General features: G+C 66.2%; 15 protein-coding genes. 7 read left to right on the top strand and 8 right to left on the bottom strand.

The features are described from left to right. Positions 1–3: 3 nt before the first annotated feature. A complete protein-coding gene (locus FOC84_RS26465) occupies positions 4–303 on the bottom strand; it encodes a hypothetical protein (RefSeq protein WP_173147480.1) in 300 nt (99 codons plus the stop codon). Between the two features lie 384 nt (positions 304–687). On the opposite strand from FOC84_RS26465, the gene FOC84_RS26460 reads away from it, so the two are divergent. After that, positions 688–6,231, top strand: a complete 5,544-nt coding sequence (locus tag FOC84_RS26460) for an autotransporter-associated beta strand repeat-containing protein (protein ID WP_173147478.1) — start codon at positions 688–690, stop codon at positions 6,229–6,231. Positions 6,232–6,286: 55 nt separating this feature from the next. On the opposite strand, the gene FOC84_RS26455 is transcribed toward FOC84_RS26460, so the two are convergent. Then, positions 6,287–7,432, bottom strand: coding sequence for an alpha-hydroxy acid oxidase (locus FOC84_RS26455; RefSeq protein ID WP_173147476.1), 1,146 nt, complete (start codon positions 7,430–7,432; stop codon positions 6,287–6,289). A 161-nt stretch (positions 7,433–7,593) separates the two neighbouring features. Here FOC84_RS26455 and FOC84_RS26450 point away from each other — a divergent pair, with 161 nt between their 5' ends. Both FOC84_RS26450 and FOC84_RS26445 read left to right on the top strand, forming a co-directional pair. Beyond that, positions 7,594–7,932 carry a hypothetical protein gene (locus FOC84_RS26450; protein WP_173147474.1) on the top strand — a complete coding sequence of 113 codons (339 nt, stop codon included), beginning with the start codon at positions 7,594–7,596 and terminating at the stop codon, positions 7,930–7,932. Positions 7,933–8,032: 100 nt separating this feature from the next. Then, positions 8,033–8,464: a VOC family protein gene (locus FOC84_RS26445; RefSeq protein ID WP_173147472.1), complete on the top strand. Its 432-nt coding sequence runs from the start codon at positions 8,033–8,035 to the stop codon at positions 8,462–8,464. Between the two features lie 28 nt (positions 8,465–8,492). On the opposite strand, the gene FOC84_RS26440 is transcribed toward FOC84_RS26445, so the two are convergent. Together FOC84_RS26440 and FOC84_RS26435 are read right to left on the bottom strand one after the other, a co-directional pair. Continuing rightward, positions 8,493–8,909, bottom strand: a complete 417-nt coding sequence (locus FOC84_RS26440) for a VOC family protein (protein WP_173147470.1) — start codon at positions 8,907–8,909, stop codon at positions 8,493–8,495. Continuing rightward, on the bottom strand, positions 8,906–10,933 hold the full coding sequence (locus FOC84_RS26435; RefSeq protein ID WP_173147468.1) for an aminotransferase class I/II-fold pyridoxal phosphate-dependent enzyme: 2,028 nt from the start codon (positions 10,931–10,933) through the stop codon (positions 8,906–8,908). The genes FOC84_RS26440 and FOC84_RS26435 overlap by 4 nt, the downstream gene beginning before the upstream one ends. A gap of 90 nt (positions 10,934–11,023) precedes the next feature. On the opposite strand from FOC84_RS26435, the gene FOC84_RS26430 reads away from it, so the two are divergent. After that, positions 11,024–12,727: an NAD(P)H dependent flavin oxidoreductase family protein gene (locus FOC84_RS26430; RefSeq protein ID WP_173147466.1), complete on the top strand. Its 1,704-nt coding sequence runs from the start codon at positions 11,024–11,026 to the stop codon at positions 12,725–12,727. A gap of 24 nt (positions 12,728–12,751) precedes the next feature. Here FOC84_RS26430 and FOC84_RS26425 read toward each other — a convergent pair whose 3' ends face one another. From FOC84_RS26425 to FOC84_RS26415, 3 genes are all read right to left on the bottom strand, one after another. After that, complete coding sequence (locus FOC84_RS26425; protein WP_254241790.1) at positions 12,752–13,429, bottom strand: NAD(P)-dependent oxidoreductase; 678 nt, start codon at positions 13,427–13,429, stop codon at positions 12,752–12,754. 101 nt (positions 13,430–13,530) lie between these two features. Further along, positions 13,531–15,444 (bottom strand): B12-binding domain-containing radical SAM protein, encoded by a 1,914-nt coding sequence (locus tag FOC84_RS26420; protein ID WP_173147462.1) that lies wholly within the window; start codon positions 15,442–15,444, stop codon positions 13,531–13,533. A 114-nt stretch (positions 15,445–15,558) separates the two neighbouring features. Then, positions 15,559–16,083 carry a hypothetical protein gene (locus FOC84_RS26415; RefSeq protein ID WP_173147460.1) on the bottom strand — a complete coding sequence of 175 codons (525 nt, stop codon included), beginning with the start codon at positions 16,081–16,083 and terminating at the stop codon, positions 15,559–15,561. A 171-nt stretch (positions 16,084–16,254) separates the two neighbouring features. Between FOC84_RS26415 and FOC84_RS26410 the strand changes: the two genes are divergently transcribed. Both FOC84_RS26410 and FOC84_RS26405 read left to right on the top strand, forming a co-directional pair. Then, positions 16,255–16,677 (top strand): hypothetical protein, encoded by a 423-nt coding sequence (locus FOC84_RS26410; protein WP_173147458.1) that lies wholly within the window; start codon positions 16,255–16,257, stop codon positions 16,675–16,677. Positions 16,678–16,757: 80 nt separating this feature from the next. Then, positions 16,758–18,371 (top strand): EAL domain-containing protein, encoded by a 1,614-nt coding sequence (locus tag FOC84_RS26405; protein ID WP_173147456.1) that lies wholly within the window; start codon positions 16,758–16,760, stop codon positions 18,369–18,371. Positions 18,372–18,397: 26 nt separating this feature from the next. Here FOC84_RS26405 and FOC84_RS26400 read toward each other — a convergent pair whose 3' ends face one another. Then, on the bottom strand, positions 18,398–19,573 hold the full coding sequence (locus FOC84_RS26400) for a GGDEF domain-containing protein (RefSeq protein WP_173147454.1): 1,176 nt from the start codon (positions 19,571–19,573) through the stop codon (positions 18,398–18,400). A 240-nt stretch (positions 19,574–19,813) separates the two neighbouring features. On the opposite strand from FOC84_RS26400, the gene FOC84_RS26395 reads away from it, so the two are divergent. Continuing rightward, positions 19,814–20,749 carry a DNA/RNA non-specific endonuclease gene (locus tag FOC84_RS26395; RefSeq protein ID WP_173147452.1) on the top strand — a complete coding sequence of 312 codons (936 nt, stop codon included), beginning with the start codon at positions 19,814–19,816 and terminating at the stop codon, positions 20,747–20,749. Positions 20,750–20,766: the final 17 nt, after the last annotated feature.

Genomic DNA, 20,766 nt, shown 5'->3' with positions numbered 1-20,766 from the left:
GATTCAAACCCCGAACGCCGCGCCATTCACCATCGCCGCAATCCGCAACAGTATTGCTATCGGTTGTGGGAACAAGACAATGCTCTGCGCACGAACAGGTGATTGAACGCACATCGAGCGCGGCCATTGATCTACGTCAACTGCACCCGGATTTTCCAGCACTAATCTGAACCTGACCTCCTTTGCAAAACCCTCGTTCGTGCATTTCCAGACCATGTGCTGAATCCGGAGGTCCAAGCTGCTCTGCCATGGAACAGAACTACTGAGGCTAGGCATTTTCTTTTTGTCGGTTCTATCAGCCATGCGCGTTGCCTGTACGTCCCCCCTCCCCCCCGGCCTTGCCTGCCGCCGCGCTGCCCTGCGCGCGCGGCCGGGCCTGCAAGCCGTCCATTGCCAGCCTCTGATCGGAATCGCTTCGGTTCCCTGATCGTCAGGCATTTTCAACGCATATCCAAGGCTCCCGCTGAATAAGCGGGAGCCAGACCTCCCTGCGCGCCAGCATCAGTCCCTATTTATTGTTGTAAATACAACGATAAACAGGCTTATGCTGGTCACCTGCCCTGGCCGGCGGTTCTACCCACCGGCAAATTCAATTGGCAGGCATTACGCGCAGACGATCACTTCACTGAATTTCTTTTGAATAAGTGAGTAGAGAAGATGCAGCCCTTGTCACCAATTGACGTCCGCTTGTCATTCAAGCTTTCCAGCGCATTCCTGATCGCGTTGGGTACTTTCCCCGCTTATTCCCAGACCATCGATGGCGGATCGATAGTCACCGTTCCCGGATCGCAGAGTTCGCCCTGGAACCTGGGAGCCAGTTCTCTGACGATAGGTAACACCAGCACCGGCACGCTGCAGATCGGCGCGGGCGGCATAGTATCGAGCGGATCCGGCTTTATCGGCCGCCAAGTCGGCAGCACAGGCAACGTGACTGTGAATGGCATAGGAGCGCAGTGGACCGCCGGGCCGGGGCTCAATATCGGGAACTTCGGCACCGGCACGCTGGGCATCTCGAACGGCGGCCATGTGACGAGCACGACCAATACCTACCTGGGTGTTGCAGCCGGCAGTTCCGGCACGCTGACGATAAGCGGCGCGGGCTCGCAGCTGAACACCGCTGGATTCATGCGCGTGGGCCAGACAGGCACTGGCACAGTGCAAATCACCAACGGCGCGGTCGTGACAAATGGCCTTGGCTACATCGGCTATGACACGACCGGCGTGGGTACGGTGACCATAAGCGGCGTTGGATCGCAGTGGAACAGCAGCGCTGAACTCAGCGTCGGCACCACCGGCAAGGGCCAACTCAACATCTCGAATGGCGCCGCGGTTTCCAGTACGCTCGGAACCATAGGCGCAGGCACGAACGCGATGGGTGCGGTCACCGTCGACGGCACCGGCTCCTCGTGGACAAACTCCGGCGTCCTCACGGTGGGCAACGCCGGCTCCGGCGCCCTGACCATCTCGGATAACGCGACGGTCAGCGCCGTCAGCGCGCGGGCAGGCGTGGCCGCAGGTTCGCAGGGCGTCATCAATATCGGCGCAGCGGCATTGGCCGCCGCGGCGGCCCCGGGCACGCTGACACTGACGGGCCCCAGCCCCAGCCTGACGCTGGGCGCCACCGGGGCGCTGGTGTTCAATCACACCGACACCAGCGGCTATGTGTTCACTCCGGGTATCACGGGCGCGGGCAAGCTCAGCACCTACAACGGCACCACCGTGTTGACTGCCAACAACAACTACACGGGCGGCACCACGATAGCCGGGGGCACCCTGCAGCTGGGCAACGGCGGCACTACCGGCGCCATCGTGGGCAACGTGACGAACAACGGAGCCTTGACTTTCAACCGCACCGACACCGTGACCTTCGCTGGCCTGGTCTCGGGAGGCGGCACGGTCAATCAGAATGGCACGGGCGCCACGATACTGACGGCCAACAATACCTACACCGGTGGCACCACGATCTCGGCAGGCACCCTGCAGTTGGGCAATGGCGGCACCACGGGCGCCATCGTGGGCAACGTGGCGAACAACGGCGCGCTGGTGTTCGATCGCTCCAACACCCTGACTCTAGGCGGCCAGATTTCGGGCAGCGGCTCAGTCAGCCAGATCGGCGCCGGCACCACGGTGCTGACGGGCAACAACACCTACACGGGCGCAACCACGATTTCAGCGGGCACGCTGCAGCTGGGCAACGGCGGCACTACCGGCGCCATCCTGGGCGATGTAAGCAATAACGGGGCGCTGGCCTTCAACCGTTCCGACACGTTGGCATTCCCCGGCCTGATCTCCGGCGCCGGCGTGGTGAACCAGATCGGAACCGGCACCACGGTCCTGACGGCAAACAACACCTACACGGGCGGCACCACGATTTCCGCCGGCACGTTGCAGCTGGGCAATGGCGGCGCCACCGGCGCCATCCTGGGCAATGTGGTGGACAACGGCGCGCTGGCCTTCAACCGTTCCGACATCCAGGCCTTCGCCGGTCAGATCTCCGGCAGTGGCGTGGTTAACCAGATCGGCGCCGGCACCACGATCCTGACGGCCAACAACACCTACACCGGCGGCACCACGATTTCCGCCGGCACGCTGCAATTGGGCAACGGCGGCACTACCGGCGCCATCCTGGGCGACGTGGCAAACAATGGCGCCTTGACCTTCAACCGCTCCGATGTCCAGACCTTCCCGGGCCAGATCTCCGGCAGCGGCGTGGTCAACCAGATCGGCACGGGCACCACCATCCTGACCGCAGACAACACCTACACCGGCGGCACCACGATTTCCGCGGGCACCCTGCAGCTGGGCGACGGCGGCACCACGGGCGCCATCGTGGGCAACGTGGCGAACAACGGCGCGCTGGTGTTCGATCGCTCCAACACCCTGACGCTAGGCGGCCAGATTTCGGGCAGCGGCTCAGTCAGCCAGATCGGCGCCGGCACCACGGTGCTGACGGGCAACAACACCTACACGGGCGCAACCACGATTTCAGCGGGCACGCTGCAGCTGGGCAACGGCGGCACTACCGGCGCCATCCTGGGCGATGTGAGCAATAACGGGGCGCTGGCCTTCAACCGTTCCGACATGCTGGCATTCCCCGGCCTGATCTCCGGCACCGGCGTGGTGAACCAGATCGGAACCGGCACCACGGTCCTGACGGCAAACAACACCTACACGGGCGGCACCACGATTTCCGCCGGCACGTTGCAGCTGGGCAGTGGCGGCGCCACCGGCGCCATCCTGGGCAATGTGGTGGACAACGGCGCGCTGGCCTTCAACCGCTCCGACATCCAGACCTTCGCCGGTCAGATCTCCGGCAGTGGCGTGGTTAACCAGATCGGCACAGGCACCACGATCCTGACGGCCAACAACACCTACACCGGCGGCACCACGATTTCCGCCGGCACCCTGCAATTGGGCAACGGCGGCACCACGGGCGCCATCCTGGGCGACGTGGCAAACAATGGCGCCTTGACCTTCAACCGCTCCGACGTCCAGACCTTCCCGGGCCAGATCTCCGGCAGCGGCGTGGTCAACCAGATCGGCACGGGCACCACCATCCTGACCGCAGACAACACCTACGCCGGCGGCACCACGATTTCGGCAGGCGCCCTGCAACTGGGCAATGGCGGCACTTCGGGGTCCATCCTGGGCAATGTGGCGAACGACGGCTTGCTGGCCTTCAACCGCTCCGACACCATGACGCTTGCCGGTCAGATCTCCGGCAGCGGCGCTGTCAACCAGATCGGCACAGGCACCACCGTGCTGACGGGCAACAACAGCTACACGGGCGGCACCACGATTTCGGCAGGCACACTGCAATTGGGCGACGGCGGCGCATCGGGCGGCATCGTGGGCAACGTGGCGAACAATGGCGCGTTGGCTTTCAACCGTTCCGACGTCCAGACCTTCGCGGGCCAAGTATCCGGCAGCGGCGTGGTCAACCAGATCGGCACGGGCACCACCATCCTGACGGCAGACAATACCTACACCGGCGGCACCACGATTTCCGCCGGCAACCTGCAATTGGGCAACGGCGGCACTACGGGCTCCATCCTGGGCGACGTGGCAAACAATGGCGCCCTGACCTTCAACCGCTCCGACGTCCAGACCTTCGCGGGCCAAATATCCGGCAGCGGCGTGGTCAACCAGATCGGCGCTGGCACCACCATCCTGACCGCAGACAACACCTACACGGGTGGCACGACCATCTCGGCAGGCGCGCTGCAGCTGGGCAATGGCGGCACCTCGGGCGGCAGCCTGGGCGACGTGGCGAATAACGGCGCGTTGAGCTTCAACCGCTCCGACGTCCAGACCTTCGCGGGCCAGATCTCCGGCAGCGGCATGGTCAATCAGATCGGCGCCGGCGCCACCATCCTGACCGCGAACAATACCTACACCGGCGGCACCACGATCTCGGCAGGCACGCTGCAGCTGGGCAATGGCGGCGCCTCCGGCGCCATCCTGGGCGACGTGGCGAACAACGGCGCGTTGAGCTTCAACCGTTCCGATACAGTGACGTTCGCGGGCCTGATCTCGGGCAGCGGCACGGTCAATCAGAACGGTTCCGGCGCCACGGTCCTGACCGCGCAGAACACCTATGGCGGCCCCACCAACGTCAACAACGGCGTGCTGCGTGCGGGCGCGGCCTCCACGCTCAGTCCGAACTCGGCCGTGAACGTGGCAGCGGCAGGCATTCTCGATCTGAACGGCTACAGCCAGGCGACGGCCGGCGTGAGCAATGCCGGCCTCATCAACATGGGCACCGGCACCGCGCCCGGCACCACGCTGACGACGCCGAACTACGTCGGCCAGGGCGGCAGGATCGCCATGAACACCTTGCTCGGCGGCGATGGATCGCCGTCCGACCGGCTGGTGATCAATGGCGGTGCGGCCTCCGGCTCGTCTTCGCTGATCGTCAGCAATGCCGGCGGCGCCGGCGCCGTGACCACCGGCAACGGCATCCTGCTGGTCGATGCCGTCAATGGTGGCACTACTGGCGCCAGCGCGTTCTCGCTGGGCAATGCCGGCGGCTACGTCGCCGCGGGCCCCTATGCCTATACGCTGCAACGCTCCAGCGTGGACGGCAGCGGATTGCAGAACTGGTACCTGCGTTCGACGGTGGACTGCGCCGCCGCGCCCAGCAATCCCGCCTGCAAAGATCCGGAGCCCCCCGTTCCGCCGAATCCGCCCGTGCCGCCGGTGCCTCCCAACCCGCCCGCGCCGGTTCCGCCCGCGCCGCCCAACTACCGGCCCGAAGTCTCCACCGCGGTGGCGACGCCGGAGCTGGCCTTGCGCTACGGCTCGACCTTCCTCGACTCGCTGCATGAGCGCATCGGCGAGGCGCGCTACGCCCTGCCCTCAACCCCGGCCGGCAGCAATTCCCTGGTGTGGGGCCGCGTCATCGGCGTGACCGGCGAGCGCAACGGCAGCAACTCGGGCATCCTGGGATCCCGAGGCCCGGACTACGACTACAAGATCTACGGCCTGCAATCCGGCGTGGACCTTTATCGCCGGGCCAATGCCAACGGCAGCATGGACCACGCAGGCGCCTACGTGGCCTTCGGCCGCGCCACGGCCGACGTCGACCACCTCGACGGCCGCTCGGCCGGACAGGCGGCCATGAATGGCGTGACGCTGGGCGGCTATTGGACACATATCGGCAAGGAAGGCTGGTATGTCGACGCCGTGATCCAGGGCACGCGCTACGACGTCGACAACGGCCGCTCGCCCGCGGGTTACAACCTCGACACGCGCGGCTTCGGCTTCGCGACCTCGCTGGAAGGCGGCTATCCGTTCCGTTTGAACGATGAATGGGTCATCGAGCCGCAAGCGCAGCTCGTCTTCCAGAACGTCAATCTCAACGACGCCAACGACGGCGCCGCCAAGATCCGCTTCAACGACGTCGACAGCCTGAGGGGCCGCGTGGGCGTGCGCCTGGCGCGCACGGTGGAGCTGGATCCCGGACCGCAAGGCAAACGGGTCGCCACGACCTGGCTGCGCGCCAGCCTCGTCAATGAATTCCTGACCAACCCGACCACGGAGTTCTCTTCGCAGAACGGCTATGTGCCTTTCCGGGCCGATATGAAGGGAATGTCCGTGCAGTTGAATCTGGGCGCGGACGTGGGCGTCAAGCGCAATGTCTCCATCTACGGCAGCGTGGGCTCGGAGATCAGCCTGAGGGGCGATGGCCAGAACTTCAACGGCAAGCTCGGCGTGAAAATAGCCTTCTGAAGCGCAGCTACGCGGATCGGGCGTAAACAGCCCGATCCGCGGACCTGACAATCGATCAGCGGAACCGCAAGTGCCGCCGCTGCAAGTCCCCGACGGTCCTGCATCCCATCAGCTTCATGGCGCGTTCGATCTCGACCCGCATCAGTTCCAGCGCCCGCTCCACCCCGGGCCGGCCCGCGGCCGCCAGCGGGAACAGGTAGTAGCGGCCCAAACCCACTGCCTTGGCGCCCAGCGCCAGCGCCTTGAGCACGTGGGTGCCGCGCTGCACGCCGCCATCCATCATCACGTCGATGCGGTCGCCAACCGCGTCGACGATCTCGGCAAGCTGGTCGAAGGCGCTGCGCGAGCCGTCCAATTGGCGGCCGCCGTGGTTGGACAGCACGATGCCGGTGCAGCCGATGTCGGCCGCGCGCCTGGCGTCTTCCACCGACATCACGCCCTTCAGGCAGAACTGTCCGCCCCATTCCTGCACCATGGCGGCGACGTCGTCCCAGGTCATGGCCGGGTCCAGCATGTCGGTGAAGTAGCGGCTGATGGACATGGCGCCGCCGCCCATGTCGACATGGGTGTCCAGCTGCGGCAGCCGGAAGCGTTCATGGGTGAGGTAGTTGAGCGCCCAGGCCGGTTTGATGGCGAACTGCGCGATGCCGGCCAGGTTGAGCCTGAACGGAATGGCGAAGCCCGTGCGCTTGTCGCGCTCGCGGTTGCCGCCGGTGATGCTATCCACGGTCAGCATCATGACCTGGACCCCAGCCTCTTTGGCGCGCGCCATCATTTCGCGGTTCAGGCCGCGATCCTTGTGGAAGTAGAACTGGTAGACCTGGGGGCCGCCGCTGATCTTGCGGGCTTCTTCCAGGCTGACGGTGCCCAGGGAAGACACGCCGAACATGGTGCCGAACTTGCCCGCGGCGGCCGCCACGGCGCGTTCGCCATCGTGATGGAACAGGCGCTGCAAGGCGGTCGGCGAGCAATAGACCGGCAGCGCCAGCTTCTGGCCCATGACGCTCACCGACATGTCCACCTCCGCCACGCCGCGCAGCACATCCGGCAGCAGGTCGCAGGATTCGAACGCGGAGGTATTGCGGCGGTAGGTGGTTTCATCGTCGGCGGCGCCGTCGATGTAATTGAAGATGGGGCCCGGCAGCCGCTGGCGAGCCATGCTGCGAAAGTCGTGGAAATTCTGGCACTGGTTCAGACGCATGGGTAGACCTTTATCGACACTACACGTACAGACAGCCTGGCCCCCGAATGGAGCGGGAGGAATTGTAGACCGACAGCCGCGTTTCCCAAGGCATCGAAGCAAATGCCACCGAAGATCGTGTTAAATGCGGGCTCTCGCCATATGAACGGAAGTACCCCGCAATGCCTCACCCCCTGCTCAAACCGGCCTCCTGGGCCGCGGCCGCCGTCCTGTCGCTGCCTGTGGCAACCGTCTCGGCGCAACAGGACCTGGAGCGCGCCACCTCCTTGGCCCAGATCCACGCGATCATGGAGTATTGCCAGGTGCTGACCCCGGAACTGCTGGAGATCCTGAAGAAACGGCAGCAGTCCGCCACGCGCGAATCCGGCGTGTCGTCGCTGGTGTTCGACGCCGAGTATCTGCGCGCCTACACCAAGGCGCGCAAGGACATGGCGGATTTCGGAGAGGAAGAAAAGGAACTGACCTGCCAGCCCATGCGGGCCATGGCCGGCAAGGACTGAGCGGGCCTGGCCGCTGCGCGGCGGCTTGAAACGGGACGCTGGCAAGCGTAGCCTGACACCGCCGACTCTTCCCCACCACCTCGATACCCAGGAGCCATGCATGGCGCAGAAAGAACGACATAAGGGCCGCTTGATCGATCACATCGGGCTGGTCGTGCGCGACCTGCCCGCCAGCAAGGCGTTCTACACGGCGGTCTTCAATGCGTTACAGATTCCCATCGGCGGCTCCGACGGCCCGGACTTCTGGACGGACGAGCTGTTCATTTCGTCGCGCGGCAGCGCCGAGGTGCAGGGCGAACTGACCGGCCGCATCCATCTGGCGTTCCAGGCGGAAGACCGGGCCATGGTGGAGGCTTTCTACCAGGCGGCGATGGCGCATGGTGGCCGGGATAATGGCCCGCCGGGCGAGCGCGCCAACTACCATGCCGGCTACTATGCCGCGTTTGTGCTGGACCCGGATGGCAACAATATCGAAGCCGTCACCCGCGCGGGCGCCGAACGCAGCGCGCCCTCGGTGCGGATCACCTACTGACCGCGCCGCCCGCGCCCGGGGCCGGCTGTCAGGCCGCGCCGCGCGGCGCCTGGATCATCTTCCAGCCATTGCCCGCCGGATCGCGGAAGCCCGCGTCCACGCTGCCGTAGCGCTCGATGGGTTCCTGCGTGAATTCGACGCCCAGGGCCTGCAGCCGGGCATGGTCCGCCCGGCAGTCGGCCACATGCAGGACCAGGGGCGGCATGGCCCCCTTCGCCACCATGGCGCGCAAGGTCTGCGCCGTGGCCTCGTCGTGGATGGGAGGGCCGGGCGCGAACAGGCCGAGCTGGAACGAGGGCTGATCCGGATGCTGGACAGTCAGCCACCGGTACGGCCCGTTGCGCACATCCGTATGGACGCGGAATCCGAGCTTGTCCACGTAGAACGCCAGCGCCGCGTCCTGATCGTCCACGTACACGCCCGCCACATTGATGCCTGGTTTCATGAGACCTCCTTGGTTGATGGCGGCAATTTACCGACGGCCGCGCGGCGGCGCTTCTCCAAAACTGCGATGTTGAGATCGGGACGCTGCGCGGCCTTCACCACGCAGGCAGGCACGCGGTCCAGCGGCGGAATTCCGGCACGCGCCTGCGCGCGCATGGCGCTGGGGCTCAGCCCAGTGATGTCACGGAAGATGCGGCTATAGGTGCCCAGGCTTTCCCAGCCCGTGGCGTAGGCGATTTGCGTGACGCTCTGATCCGTGTCCCGCAACAGGGCCACGCTTTGCTCGATGCGCCGCGTCAGCAGGTAGCGGTGCGGCGGCAGGCCGAAGGCACGCTTGAAGGAATGCGCGAAATGGGCCTTGGAGATGCCGCTAACTTCAGCCAGGCGCTCCACCGGCCAGGCTTCCTGCGAGGCGGCATCCATGCGGTCCTTGACGCGCAAGAGCCGCCGCAGCAAGGCAGGATCCTGCTGTGGGCCTGCGCCCGGCGCCGCTTGCGCCAGCAACGCCCCCAGCCTCGGCAGGGCATCTTCCTCCACCGCGCTATAGCCCAGCACCACGCCTGGCGCCAGGTCCACCTTGCGGCAGAAGTCCGCGACCGGCTGCATGCCCACTCCCGCTGCCCGCCCTGCCGCCACGGCCTGCCCCAAGTCCCAGCCCGGCGGCAGCCACCACAGCAGGTGAAAGCCCGCATGCTCGCCGCTGACGCGCAGCGCATCGCTGCCCACCGCCTGCCGCAAGGCGCTCAGCGCGGCGCTGCGCCTGCGCGCGTACACGCCGCGCGCCTTGCGCACATGGCGGGCGAAGCTGCCGTCCTGCAGGAATGCCGCGAGCGTCATCTGTTCGATGATGCTGGGCACGCGCCCTGCCCGCCGGCGCGCCTGCACAAAGGCGGTCGCCAGTTCCTTGGGCACCACGGCATAGCCGATGCGCAAGGCGTTGAAAAGCGTCTTGTTGAAGCTGCCGCAATGGATGACGCGGTCGGCCGTGTCCAGGCTTTTCAGTGCGGCCAGTGGCGCGCCGTCGTAGCTGAACTCGCTGTCGTAGTCGTCCTCGACGATCCAGCAGCCGGCCTGCGCGGCCCAGTCCAGCAGCTCCAGGCGGCGCGACACCGGCATGGTGACGCCGGTGGGCGACTGGTGCGCGGGCGTGACGTGCACCAGCTTCACGCCGCGCTGGCGCCGCGCCTGCGCAACCGGAAAGCCTTCGGCGTCGATGGCCAGGGGGACGATGTGCCGCGTGTATTGGCCGAAGATGGGCTCGGCGTTCAGGTAGCCGGGATCCTCGATCAGCACCTTGTCCTGCGGCTGCAGCAGGAGATGGCCGCAGAGGTCCAGGCCGTCGCGGATGCCGCTCAGGATGATGACCTGATCCGGATCGCAGCTGATGCCGCGAGCGGCGCCCAGATAGCGTGCGATCTGCTCCCGCAGCGCACGCCAACCTTGCGGCTCGTCATTGGCGAGCTGGGCCGGCGTCACCCGGCGTGCGCTGGCCATGAGCCCCTTGCGCCAGCGCTCCATGGGAAAGAGCGCGGCGTCGGCGCTGCGGGAGAAGAACTGGGAGTTGGGCTGCGCCGACGTGAAGATCGCGGCCATTTGCGGCGCGGGCGGCGGCGCGCTGGCGGGTGCCACGCGTTGCGCCGCGTCTGCTTGCGATACAGGCGCGGGCGCTCGCGCCTTGGACCTGGCTGCGCCCTCGCCCGGCAACCCTGCCCGGAAGAAGTTGTCCGGAATCACCGCCGCCACATAGGTGCCTGAACCGACCGTGCCCGCCGTGTAGCCTTCGCTGCGCAACTGGTCGTAGGCGGCCTCGACCGTGGAGCGCGCGATGTGCCAGCGCGCGGCCAGGCTGCGCGTGGACGGCAGGCGCGCGGCGGACGGCAGCGCGCCCTTCAAAATGCGCTCGCGGATCTCGCGGTAGACCCAGGCCTGCTTGGATTCGCCTGGCCGCACGGCGTCCATCGGCAGGTCCAGGCTGGCTTCCTGGCGCTTCGCAACTGGCTGCCCTGCTGAAAGTGGCTTGTTCATATTGCTTGAAATGGCTCTATTTCATGTAGCCATTCTATCGGTAGATTGACCGCCTGAGCCCCGAGTGGGGCAAATTTCCTGGAACCCGCCATGAACGCCACCCCGCCCTGCCACACCATCACCCTGGAGACCGGCCCTTTCGTCACGGACGGCACGACCTCGATCCTGGAGGCGGCCCTGGCCCAGGGCGTGCCAGTGCCTTTCTCCTGTCAGCGCGGGGCTTGCGGCTCGTGCCGCGCAGTGGTCGTGGACGGCCGCTATGAACGCATCGCCCCGCCCGCGGACGGCAGCTACCAGGCCGCCAGCGACGAGTTGCTGATGTGCCAGTGCCGCGCGGCCAGCAACCTGACCCTGCGTTTCCCGCACTGGTGCGCCCCCGAAGAGCCAATCCCTCTGCGCCGTGCCCGCGTGGCGTCGCGCCTGCCGCTGGCGCCGGACGTCACCCAGCTCATCGTCGAACTGCAGGACGGGGAGGACTACGGTTACCTGCCCGGCCAGCATGCCCAACTGGTCCTGGTGGGCGGCGCCCGCCGCAACTTCTCGATCGCGAATGCGCCCGGCGCGGCGGGGCCTGTCCGGCTGGAATTCCACATCCGCCGCATGCCGGGCGGCGCCTTCACCGACGGCATCCTGCCCAGCCTCAGGCCCGGCGACACCCTGACCCTGGACGGCGCGCAAGGCGGCTGCACCTGGCCCGCGGAGATGCCTGCGGGCATAGACCACCTGGTGCTGTTGGCCACCAGCACGGGCTATGCGGGCGTGGCGCCCATCCTCATGGCCGCGCTGCAAAGCCGCGCGCTGAAGACGGTGACCCTGTACTGGGGCGGGCGCACGCCGGACGATTGCTACGCCGGCCAGATGCTGGACGCCTTGCAAGGCAAGGGCGATGGGTTCCAGTGGCATGCGGTGCTGTCCCAGGCCGGGAACGATGACGGCCAGCCCCGCCGTCACGTGCAGGACGCCGCCGTCGCGGCGGGGCATGACTGGCCGCGCAGCCTGGTCTACGCCTGCGGTAATCCGGCGATGGTGAGCGCGGCCCGTGCCCAGCTGCTCGCGGCCGGCCTGCCCCAGGACCGCTACCGGGCGGAAGCCTTCCACCCAGCAGCGGGCGGCGCGGTTGGCAGCCCTCCGCAGCGCGAAGCGCATCCCTGGGAGCGCATCAGTCCGCGCTACACGCTGGCCGGTATCCTGGACGCGCGCCGGCGTTCCATGCAGGCGGTGGAAGAAATCGCCGCGCTGATGCGGCCCGGCATGACCACGCGCGAGGCCATCGCCGTGGCGGACGATCATCTGCGCCGGATGGGCGCGTCCAACAACTGGCACCCGACCTATGTGCGCTTCGGCCCGGACACGCAATCCCCGCCCGTCCAGCGCACCGACTATGACCGCAAGCTGCAGGAACACGACATCTTCGTGCTGGACATCGGCCCGGTGTGGGATGGCCACGAGGGCGACTACGGCGACACCTTCGTGCTGGGCGCGGATGCGGACCGCGAACGCTGCGCGGAGGCCGCGCGCGAGGTGTTCCGGCGCAGCCGCCTGGCATGGCTGGAGGGTCTGACGGGCGCCGCCCTGTACGACCGCGCCTCGGAGTATGCGCGCGAGCTAGGCTGCGAACTGGTGCGGGAGATTCCGGGGCACCGCGTATCGGACTTTCCGCACGCGCTGTACGGCAAGCACCTGTTGGCGCAGGCGGACTTCGTGCCCGCCGACGGCATCTGGGTGCTAGAGATCCAGGTGCGCGATGCGCAGCGGCCGATCGGCGCGTTCTACGAGGATGTGCTGCTGCGTTAGCGAGACGGTGCGAGCTGGCTGGCCTTAAGCCATGTCCTGGTCATAGATGACCGGCATCCGCCCCTTCCACCGGCTCCATGTGGCCGTGTCTGTGGCCAGCTCGGCCATGAAGTGCGCCACATTGATACGGCTGGTCGCGCCGGCGTTGAAGATGGCGCTGCGGGTGGGCGAAGGATGCACCTCATACCCCGTGACAGCATCGGCGTTGCGCAGGCTGTCGGGCCGGACGACGGCCCATTCCACCATTGCGTCAGTCTGGCCCACCTGGGTGCGCAGATAGTCGGATGCCTGCTCATTGTCGGCGTGCGGCGGCAATAGCAGGCGCGCCAGCCCGACCACGCACTTCTGGCCGAATGAAACAGGCTCCGCCAGATCGCGGTTGCTGTTGCCCGCCGTGTTCATGAGCACGAATCTGACGGGCGCATCCGGCCGGTTCTCCCAGACCGCCGCACACAAGCGTCGGGTCGCATCCGCCACCAGCCTGCGAGGCGCGCCGTACATGCCCTTCAGGGTCATGCTGTGGCCCAGGCAGGACAGCACCGCCGTGCAGCCGCTGGCGCATCGGGCCATCTCGGCGTTGCCAAGGTCCAGGACGCTGGCCTGCATGAGCGACAGCCTGGTATCGCGGCCGAGGTCCGCAAGCGCGCCGGCGGATCGCACGATGGCCCGGACTTGCAGCCCGCGATCGAGCAGCTGCCTCACGAGCAGCCGCCCCGTTGCTCCGCTTGCTCCGACCACCAGCACTGTCATCGCCGCCCCGACGGTCATTTCCGTGCAGCGGATTATAGGGGCGGCGCTCCGCTCTACCCCCGCTGGCTCAATGCCCGGCTGATCCGGTGCTTGGACACCGTGGTCTTCGGCACATGGAACGGGAACCAGCTACGCACGTCCTCGTCCAGCCCGATGCCATGCATGTAGTTGTAGATGGCCTTCTTCAGTGCCTTGCCCAGCGCGTCGTGGTCCACGCCGGTGGGATCATGGAAGCCCACGTCGTTCTTGGCGAACGTCACCGGCGGCAAGGGCCGCAGCGTCACACCGTATTCCTCGGGGTTCTGGCCCACCGGGGAATGCACCGTACAGGCGAAGCGGTGGAAAAAGCCGCTCTGGATGCAGCCGTTATCGAACAGCTGCCGCACGTATTCCAGCGCATCCACGGTGTCCTGCACGGTCTGCGTGGGAAAACCGTACATCAGATAAGCGTGCACCAGGATGCCAGCGTCCGTGAAGGCGCGCGTGACCCGCGCCACCTGGTCGACCGAGACACCCTTCTTCATCAGGGTCAGCAGGCGGTCCGACGCCACTTCCAATCCGCCCGACACGGCAATGCAGCCGCTGTCGGCCAGCAGCTCGCAGAGTTCGGGGCTGAAGGTCTTCTCGAAGCGGATATTGCCCCACCACGAGATGCCGGTGTTGCGCTCGATCAGCTCGGTCGCCAATGCCTTGAGCGACTTGGGCGGCGCGGCTTCGTCGACGAAGTGGAAACCGGTCTGCCCGGTTTCGCGCACGATGGCCTCGATGCGGTCGGCCAGCACCGCGGCGGACGCGCCTTCGTAGCGGCCGATGTAGTCCAGGCTGACGTCGCAGAAGCTGCATTTCTTCCAATAGCAGCCATGCGCCACGGTCAGCTTGTTCCAGCGGCCGTCGCTCCACAGCCGGTTCATGGGGTTCAGCATGTCCAGCAGCGACAGGTAGCGGTCCAGCGGCAGGCCGTCCCAGGTGGGCGTGCCCACTTCGGCGAAGGCGATGTCGGGCTCGACCATGTTCACGTAACGCACCGCGCCCGTGTCCGCGTCGCGCAGGAAGGTGCGCACCAGGCGCTGGCGCGAGCGCTTGCCCTGCACGTGCTCCAGCAGCGACAGCAAGGGCCGTTCGCCCGCGTCCAAGGTCACGTAGTCGAAATAGTCGAAGACCCGCGGGTCCTTCAGTTCACGCAGTTCGGTATTGACGAAGCCGCCGCCCAGCACGGTGACGATGCTGGGGTCATGCGCCTTGATGGCCTGGGCGATGCGGAAGGCGGCGTAGACCGCGCCGGGGAACGGCACGGACAGCAGCACCATGGTGGGCGCATGGCGGGCCAGCGCTTCGGCGGTCAGGCTGCGCAGCATGTCGTCCACCAGGGTCGGCGGGGCGGCCAAGGCCCGCGCCAAGGGATCGAAGGTGGGCTGGCTGCCCGCCAGCGATTCGGCGTAGCGCACGAATTCGAAGCGCGAATCCACGCCGTCCCGCAGCACGTCAGCCAGATCGTTCAGATACAGCGTCGCCAGGTGCTTGGCGCGGTCATGCAGGCCCAGCGCGCCGAAGGCCCAGCCCAGCGGATCGCCGCCGTCTTCGTCCAGATACACCTCCAGCGAGGCGAAACGCGGTCCCTCGGGCAGGAAATTGCGGCCCACGATGCGATGCGCCAGCGTGGGATCGCGGCCCTGCAGGAAGGCGATGGTGGGTTCTATGGTCGCCAGGTAGCGCGCCTGCTGCGCCACGAAGGCCTGGACCGCGGGCGTGTGCTTCTGGGCCGGCAGTTGGGCGATACGTTCCGCCACGGCGCGCAGGCCCTCGGCCGACAGCAGGCGCAGCACCAGGGCCAGCGCCAGGTCTTCCTGGAACGAGGTCACGTCGCGCGACCGCAGAAAGCCGGTCAGGTAGGCGGTGGACGGATAAGGAGTATTGAGCTGCGTCATCGGCGGGATGACGGACAGCACGCGTAAAGGCAAGGAGGACATGAAGCACGGCAAGGCTGCCGTCGAAGCGGGGATCGGAGCCATTATAGGCAGCGCGGCGGGCGCCGCCGGCGCCGGCCGGCAACGATCAGCGGATTGTGCCGGCCGGCGCGAGCGTCACAGGTCGCCCAGCAAATTGGGGTCGAACTTCCATTTATGGTTGGGATCGAGAGCGCACAGCACCATCGTTTCCTTGTGTTTCTTGAAGCCGAGGTCCTTGAGTTTCAATTCCCCATCGCATGCCGGGCACTGCCCACCGATCTCCGTGTAGAAAACCTCGCCTGCCTGATTCGCCTCGAGATTGAAGGTCTGAGCGACCCGTGCGTACCGCTTGCGCTTCAAGTCAAGGCCGGCAATCAGTCCCAGGAAACTCGGGATCATCAGGACCGACCACCACAGCGAGCTTGCCAGATTGAAGAATCCATAACCCGCCATGGCCAGCCCGGCCGCGCCGACAGCCACCATCGAATTCGCCGTTACCGGCTTGCCGCGCAGCCGGATGGGAATGACCCGATATCGCTGGAGCGCGTCAGCCCACCTGCCGCGGGGGCCTTCGGCGGGTGGCAGGTTCCCGGGTGCCGGATGATCCTGGCCTGCCGGGACGCTGCCAGTGTTCGATGTGAGGATGTTCTTGCTGGGCACGCCAGCCAACACCCTTGTACATTCGTCACACAAGCGGTTCTTGCCAGCGTGGGCGGCTCCGCATTTAGAGCAATGCACGCATATCCCCTCGAAAATGGAAGTTGTAATCTGGCACCATTATTACCGTTATTCTCAGCCCCCTTTTCTCCCTCGAAGCCTGGCGTCCTCCGCATGCGCAACCGCTCAGACCCTTACGCTCCGCCCGGCAAGCAGCGGACCGTCCACCTCAACTCGCTGCTTTGGATCCTTGAGCCGCTGGAGCGGGATGCCGGCTACATGCGCCGCAAGATGTTCGGCTGCGACGCAGCGTACCTGGATGGCTTGCTCTACCTGGTTGCCGCCGATCGCGAGGATCCCTGGAGCGGCCTGATGGTGTGTACTTCGCAGGAACGCCAGGAAGCGCTGATCAGCGAGTTTCCGGGCCTGCGGCCGCATCCGGTGTTGGGCAAGTGGCTGTACCTGCCGCAGATCGACGAGAACTTCGAGACGATTGCGGCCCGGATGGCGGCGCTTGCGCTGGCGCGGGATCCGCGCTTGGGCGTCGCGCCCAGGCCGCGATCGCGGCGCCCCAAGGCAAGGCTGATCGGCGCCTAGGCCGAGCGGGCTTGGCGCGGCCCTTTCAGGCGCACTAAAATTCCTGCTCTACCCCGTGCAACGCACGCGGAGAAGTCGCCATGCGCATCCCCTTCAAGAACGGGTGGGAGCGATGCTCCCTCTACGCGGCGGTGGCGCTTGCGCTGGCCTTTGCGCTGGCCGCGCTGCCGCTATTGGCCTATTTTGCCGCGCACAACCAGATTCTTGCCTACGGCAGGGATGTCGCCCTGGGATATGCGCAGAATGTGCTGGAAAGATCGGAACGCATCTCCGACGCGCTCAAGCGCGACACTCAGGAATTGAACGCGGTGGGCGGCAGCGATCCTTGCTCGGCGGCACACCTTGGTCTCATGCGCGACCTGGCCTTGCAATCGATCGATTTCATGATCATCGGCCATGTGTCAGGCAATATCCTGCGCTGCTCTTCATATGGACCGCATCCAGAAGGCATCGATGTGGGTCCGCCCAGCTACGTGGGGCAGTACAACGTACGCAGGCATGTGCGGCTCTCGGCCACGTCCCGAGGGGATTTTCTTACCGTCGAGGACCGCGGCTGGATCTTCTTCTTTTCACCCGACCAGCCCATCGACGTGCCCCGGCGCGGCGTAGTGTCGCTGGCGACGTACTCACCCATGGCGCGCGAGTTCCGTACCCATACCGGATTTCTCAAGCCGCAATGGATAAACGCGGGCCGGGCCGGAGAGGAAACGACCTTCACGGACGGCAGCTATGTCGTCGCCGTGCTGGAATCCAAGCGCTATCCCACAGGCGTGATCGCCGCTCTGCCGATAAGCCGCTTCAGCAGCCTCGAAACCCTGACGGAGTCGCTGGCGGTGGCCATCGCCCTGTTCATCGGCCTGCTGCTGTCGGCGCTGACCCTCTATCTTGCCCGCAAGCGCACGACGGTATCTTCCTGGACCCTGCGCCGGGCGCTCAAGGGCGGCGAGATCCACATGGTCTATCAACCCATCGTCGACCTGAAGACGGGCGCATGGGTGGGCGCGGAAGCCCTGATGCGTTGGCGGCGCGCGCAAGGCGTGGAAATCCCGCCCGACATCTTCATCGCGAAGGCGGAATCGCTGGGCATGATAGGCGAATTCACGCAGCGCATGCTCGCGCTGGTGGCGCAAGACGCGCGCGGCATTTTTGCTCGTGCCGGACAGTTCTACCTCAGCATCAATCTTGCCGCCGACGATGTGAAATCGGACAGGATCATCGCCGATCTTCGCACCTTGCTCGCGGACAGCGGCGGCAATCCGCAGCAATTCAAGGTCGAGGTCACGGAGCGCAGCATTCTCGACGAGTCGCTCGGCAAGGACGCGCTCGATGCGATCCGAGCGCTGGGCATGCGCGTCGTGGTCGATGATTTCGGCACCGGCGGCGCCAACCTCAAGTATCTGACGACGTTTACGTTCGACGACCTGAAGATCGACAAGGTCTTTGTGCAAGGCATAGGCACCAACGCCGTGACCGCCGAGGTCGCGTTCCATATCGTCCGGATCGCGAAATCGCTCAACATGGGCCTCATTGCGGAAGGCGTGGAGACTGACGTGCAGGCCGAAAGCCTGCGCCAGGCGGGCGTGGAATCGGCGCAAGGCTGGCTGTACTCGCGGCCGCGGACCACGGCGGCACTGATCGATGCGCTACCGGAGACGACGGCAGGCCCAACCGGCGCCGCGGCTCCGCGCCCATGACGGCAGCCGGCCAGGCTACCCGAGAATCAGCAGCTCACCGGGCTCGCGGCGGCACTCGCCAACTCCACCCGGTTCCCGCCCAGCGCCTTCGCCCGGTACAAGGCCCGGTCCGCCGCGGCCAGCGCATCGGCCAGAGGCGGAACCTTGTCCTCGAACTGCGCCAGCCCGACGCTGACCGTGGCCGGTATGCCCAGACTGTCGTCCCGACCCGATACCGTCACGGCAAAATGCTGCGCCACGGCTGCCCCCAGCACCGTGGCGCGGCGCGCATCGGGGCCGGACAAGAGCGCGGCGAATTCTTCGCCGCCGATGCGGGCCAGCAAAACGCCGTCGCCCAGCACGCAGCGCGCGGCGTCCGCAAAGAACTTCAGCACCTGGTCGCCCGCCTGGTGGCCGTGCCTGTCGTTGATGGCCTTGAACTGGTCCAGATCGAAGGCCAGCACGGCCACGGGCCCGCGCCCTGCTCCGCCCTCGATGATGCGGGCGCCCTGCTCGAAGAACCAACGGCGGTTGCCCAGGCGGGTCAGGTAGTCGGTCTGGGATTCCCGCAGCAGCTGGCCATGGGTCTCTTCGCGGATCAGCTTGAGCAGCGTCATCGGCAGAACGATTGAATACAGCACCCCTTCGTACATGGTGAGGGTGCTGGCGGCCAGATGTACCCCTGGCCCATGCTCGGCCACCCACCAGGGCAGGATGAAGGCCCGGGCGGTGTAGACCAGCGCGTGGATGCTCGCCACCGCAGTGGCGATGCGCAGGGGCGTCAGCGACCTGAGGGACTGGCAGCGCAGCAGCTCCCAGGCGGTCATGCCGCTGACCAGCGCGATGGGGAAGGCGCTGATGTACTTCCAGACCACGTCCTGCCCCTCGTCGCCGGCAGCCAGCCAGATCAGGGCCATGACGATCAGCAAACCGTAGGAAGCGGCGCGATAGCGCCTGCCGCTCAGCGAGGCCGCGCCATTCATGATCAACAGATAACCGCTGAGCACGATCAGATTGGCGACTGCCGAGCCGAACGCGCCAGGCAGCTTGGCGCGGAACAGCGCGACGGTGCACCCCACGGCAAGCGTGGCGAAGCCCGCCGCCAGGATACGCAATGATCCGCTGCGGCTGGGATGGGTCCGATGCTCCCAGAACGTCAGGCCTGCACTGGCGAGCAGCGTTCCGATGATGATGAAGTAAAGAGTGAGGAGATCGACGTACATCTTGAATGCATGGGTATCGCGCCGCCGCAACGCGGGGCCAGCAGGAATTCTACGTGGGAAATATGTCCTGGAAACATAGCGTAACCCCTTGCACAAAGCGGTTTCTCTCTATGAAAGCCAAGACGAAACAGCCCCCTCCCAACGCAAAAAAAGCGCCATAAGTGGCAAATTCGCCACTCATCTACAATCCGGGGCGGTGCCGGTTGCCAACCGCAATCGGGCAGTAGCTCACAGGTAGTAATGACGCGCGCGAAGACACCCGCTTCCAGGAAGAGAAGTCCCCCAAGCAGATCCAAGGCCCGTGCCGGTTCCCGGTCCAGCGGCCGTTTCCCCCGATTCCTGAAGGCCCTGCTGTTCTCGTCCCTGGCGAGTTTCGGCGCGGCCACCTATGTGCTGAATCCGCAGTGGCGGATTCCGGCGCCGGTGCAGGAAGTCATTACGCGCCTGGGCTGGCCGCAGCAACGCCAGCCCGCGGCCCCTGCAGCGGTGCCGACCGCGGCGCGGACTGGAGCGCCGGTTCAAACGATGTTTGCGGAATGCCGGCAGTTCTTTCCGCACTCGCGCCCGCCCGAGGTGCCGAGCGGCCAGAAGCTACGGGAGGTGTGTTTTTCGGCCTTCGCCATCCTGCATGACGGGCAGACCAAGACGCCGGTGTTCGTGGCGGAACGCCTGAACCGCCAGATGCTGACCCAGGCCCAGGGCCAACGCCGCACCGACAAGTTCTACGCCGAGGCGCGCCTGCCGCGCGCTGAACGGGCGGAACTGGACGACTATCGCGGCTCGGGCTATTCGCGCGGGCACATGGCCCCTGCCGGCGACATGTCCAACCCCGAAGCCATGGCGCAGAGCTTCTCCCTGGCCAACATGGTGCCCCAGGACCAGACGCATAACGGCGGCGCCTGGAGCAGCATCGAGCAGGACACTCGCAAATATGTGATGCGCGCGGCGGGTGACGTGTATGTCTTTACCGGGCCGGTCTACGCCGACAAGCCCAAGACCATAGGCTCCGGCGTGGCCGTGCCCACTTACATTTACAAGGTTGTGTACGACGCGACCTCGGGGCGTTCGTGGGTGCACTGGCAGGCGAACGCCGCCAGCACCAAGGCCGGGCCGCCCATCAGCTACGAGGAATTCGTCAAGCGCACGGGAATCCGGGTACTGCCGGCCGGGGGTTGAGGGCCGGGACCAACAGG

It is taken from the genome of Achromobacter pestifer (assembly GCF_013267355.1).
GTDB lineage: Bacteria > Pseudomonadota > Gammaproteobacteria > Burkholderiales > Burkholderiaceae_B > Achromobacter > Achromobacter pestifer_A.
Note: the sequence above shows the minus strand (reverse complement) of the source record. Positions and strands in the feature narration are given on the sequence as shown.

What these genes read in the sequence shown, in the direction of transcription:
- FOC84_RS26465 (WP_173147480.1), bottom strand. Translation starts at nt 303, where the DNA reads ATGGCTGATAGAACCGACAAAAAGAAAATGCCTAGCCTCAGTAGTTCT.
- FOC84_RS26455 (WP_173147476.1), bottom strand. Translation starts at nt 7,432, where the DNA reads ATGCGTCTGAACCAGTGCCAGAATTTCCACGACTTTCGCAGCATGGCT.
- FOC84_RS26450 (WP_173147474.1), top strand. Translation starts at nt 7,594, where the DNA reads ATGCCTCACCCCCTGCTCAAACCGGCCTCCTGGGCCGCGGCCGCCGTC.
- FOC84_RS26445 (WP_173147472.1), top strand. Translation starts at nt 8,033, where the DNA reads ATGGCGCAGAAAGAACGACATAAGGGCCGCTTGATCGATCACATCGGG.
- FOC84_RS26440 (WP_173147470.1), bottom strand. Translation starts at nt 8,909, where the DNA reads ATGAAACCAGGCATCAATGTGGCGGGCGTGTACGTGGACGATCAGGAC.
- FOC84_RS26435 (WP_173147468.1), bottom strand. Translation starts at nt 10,933, where the DNA reads ATGAACAAGCCACTTTCAGCAGGGCAGCCAGTTGCGAAGCGCCAGGAA.
- FOC84_RS26430 (WP_173147466.1), top strand. Translation starts at nt 11,024, where the DNA reads ATGAACGCCACCCCGCCCTGCCACACCATCACCCTGGAGACCGGCCCT.
- FOC84_RS26420 (WP_173147462.1), bottom strand. Translation starts at nt 15,444, where the DNA reads ATGTCCTCCTTGCCTTTACGCGTGCTGTCCGTCATCCCGCCGATGACG.
- FOC84_RS26410 (WP_173147458.1), top strand. Translation starts at nt 16,255, where the DNA reads ATGCGCAACCGCTCAGACCCTTACGCTCCGCCCGGCAAGCAGCGGACC.
- FOC84_RS26405 (WP_173147456.1), top strand. Translation starts at nt 16,758, where the DNA reads ATGCGCATCCCCTTCAAGAACGGGTGGGAGCGATGCTCCCTCTACGCG.
- FOC84_RS26400 (WP_173147454.1), bottom strand. Translation starts at nt 19,573, where the DNA reads ATGTACGTCGATCTCCTCACTCTTTACTTCATCATCATCGGAACGCTG.
- FOC84_RS26395 (WP_173147452.1), top strand. Translation starts at nt 19,814, where the DNA reads ATGACGCGCGCGAAGACACCCGCTTCCAGGAAGAGAAGTCCCCCAAGC.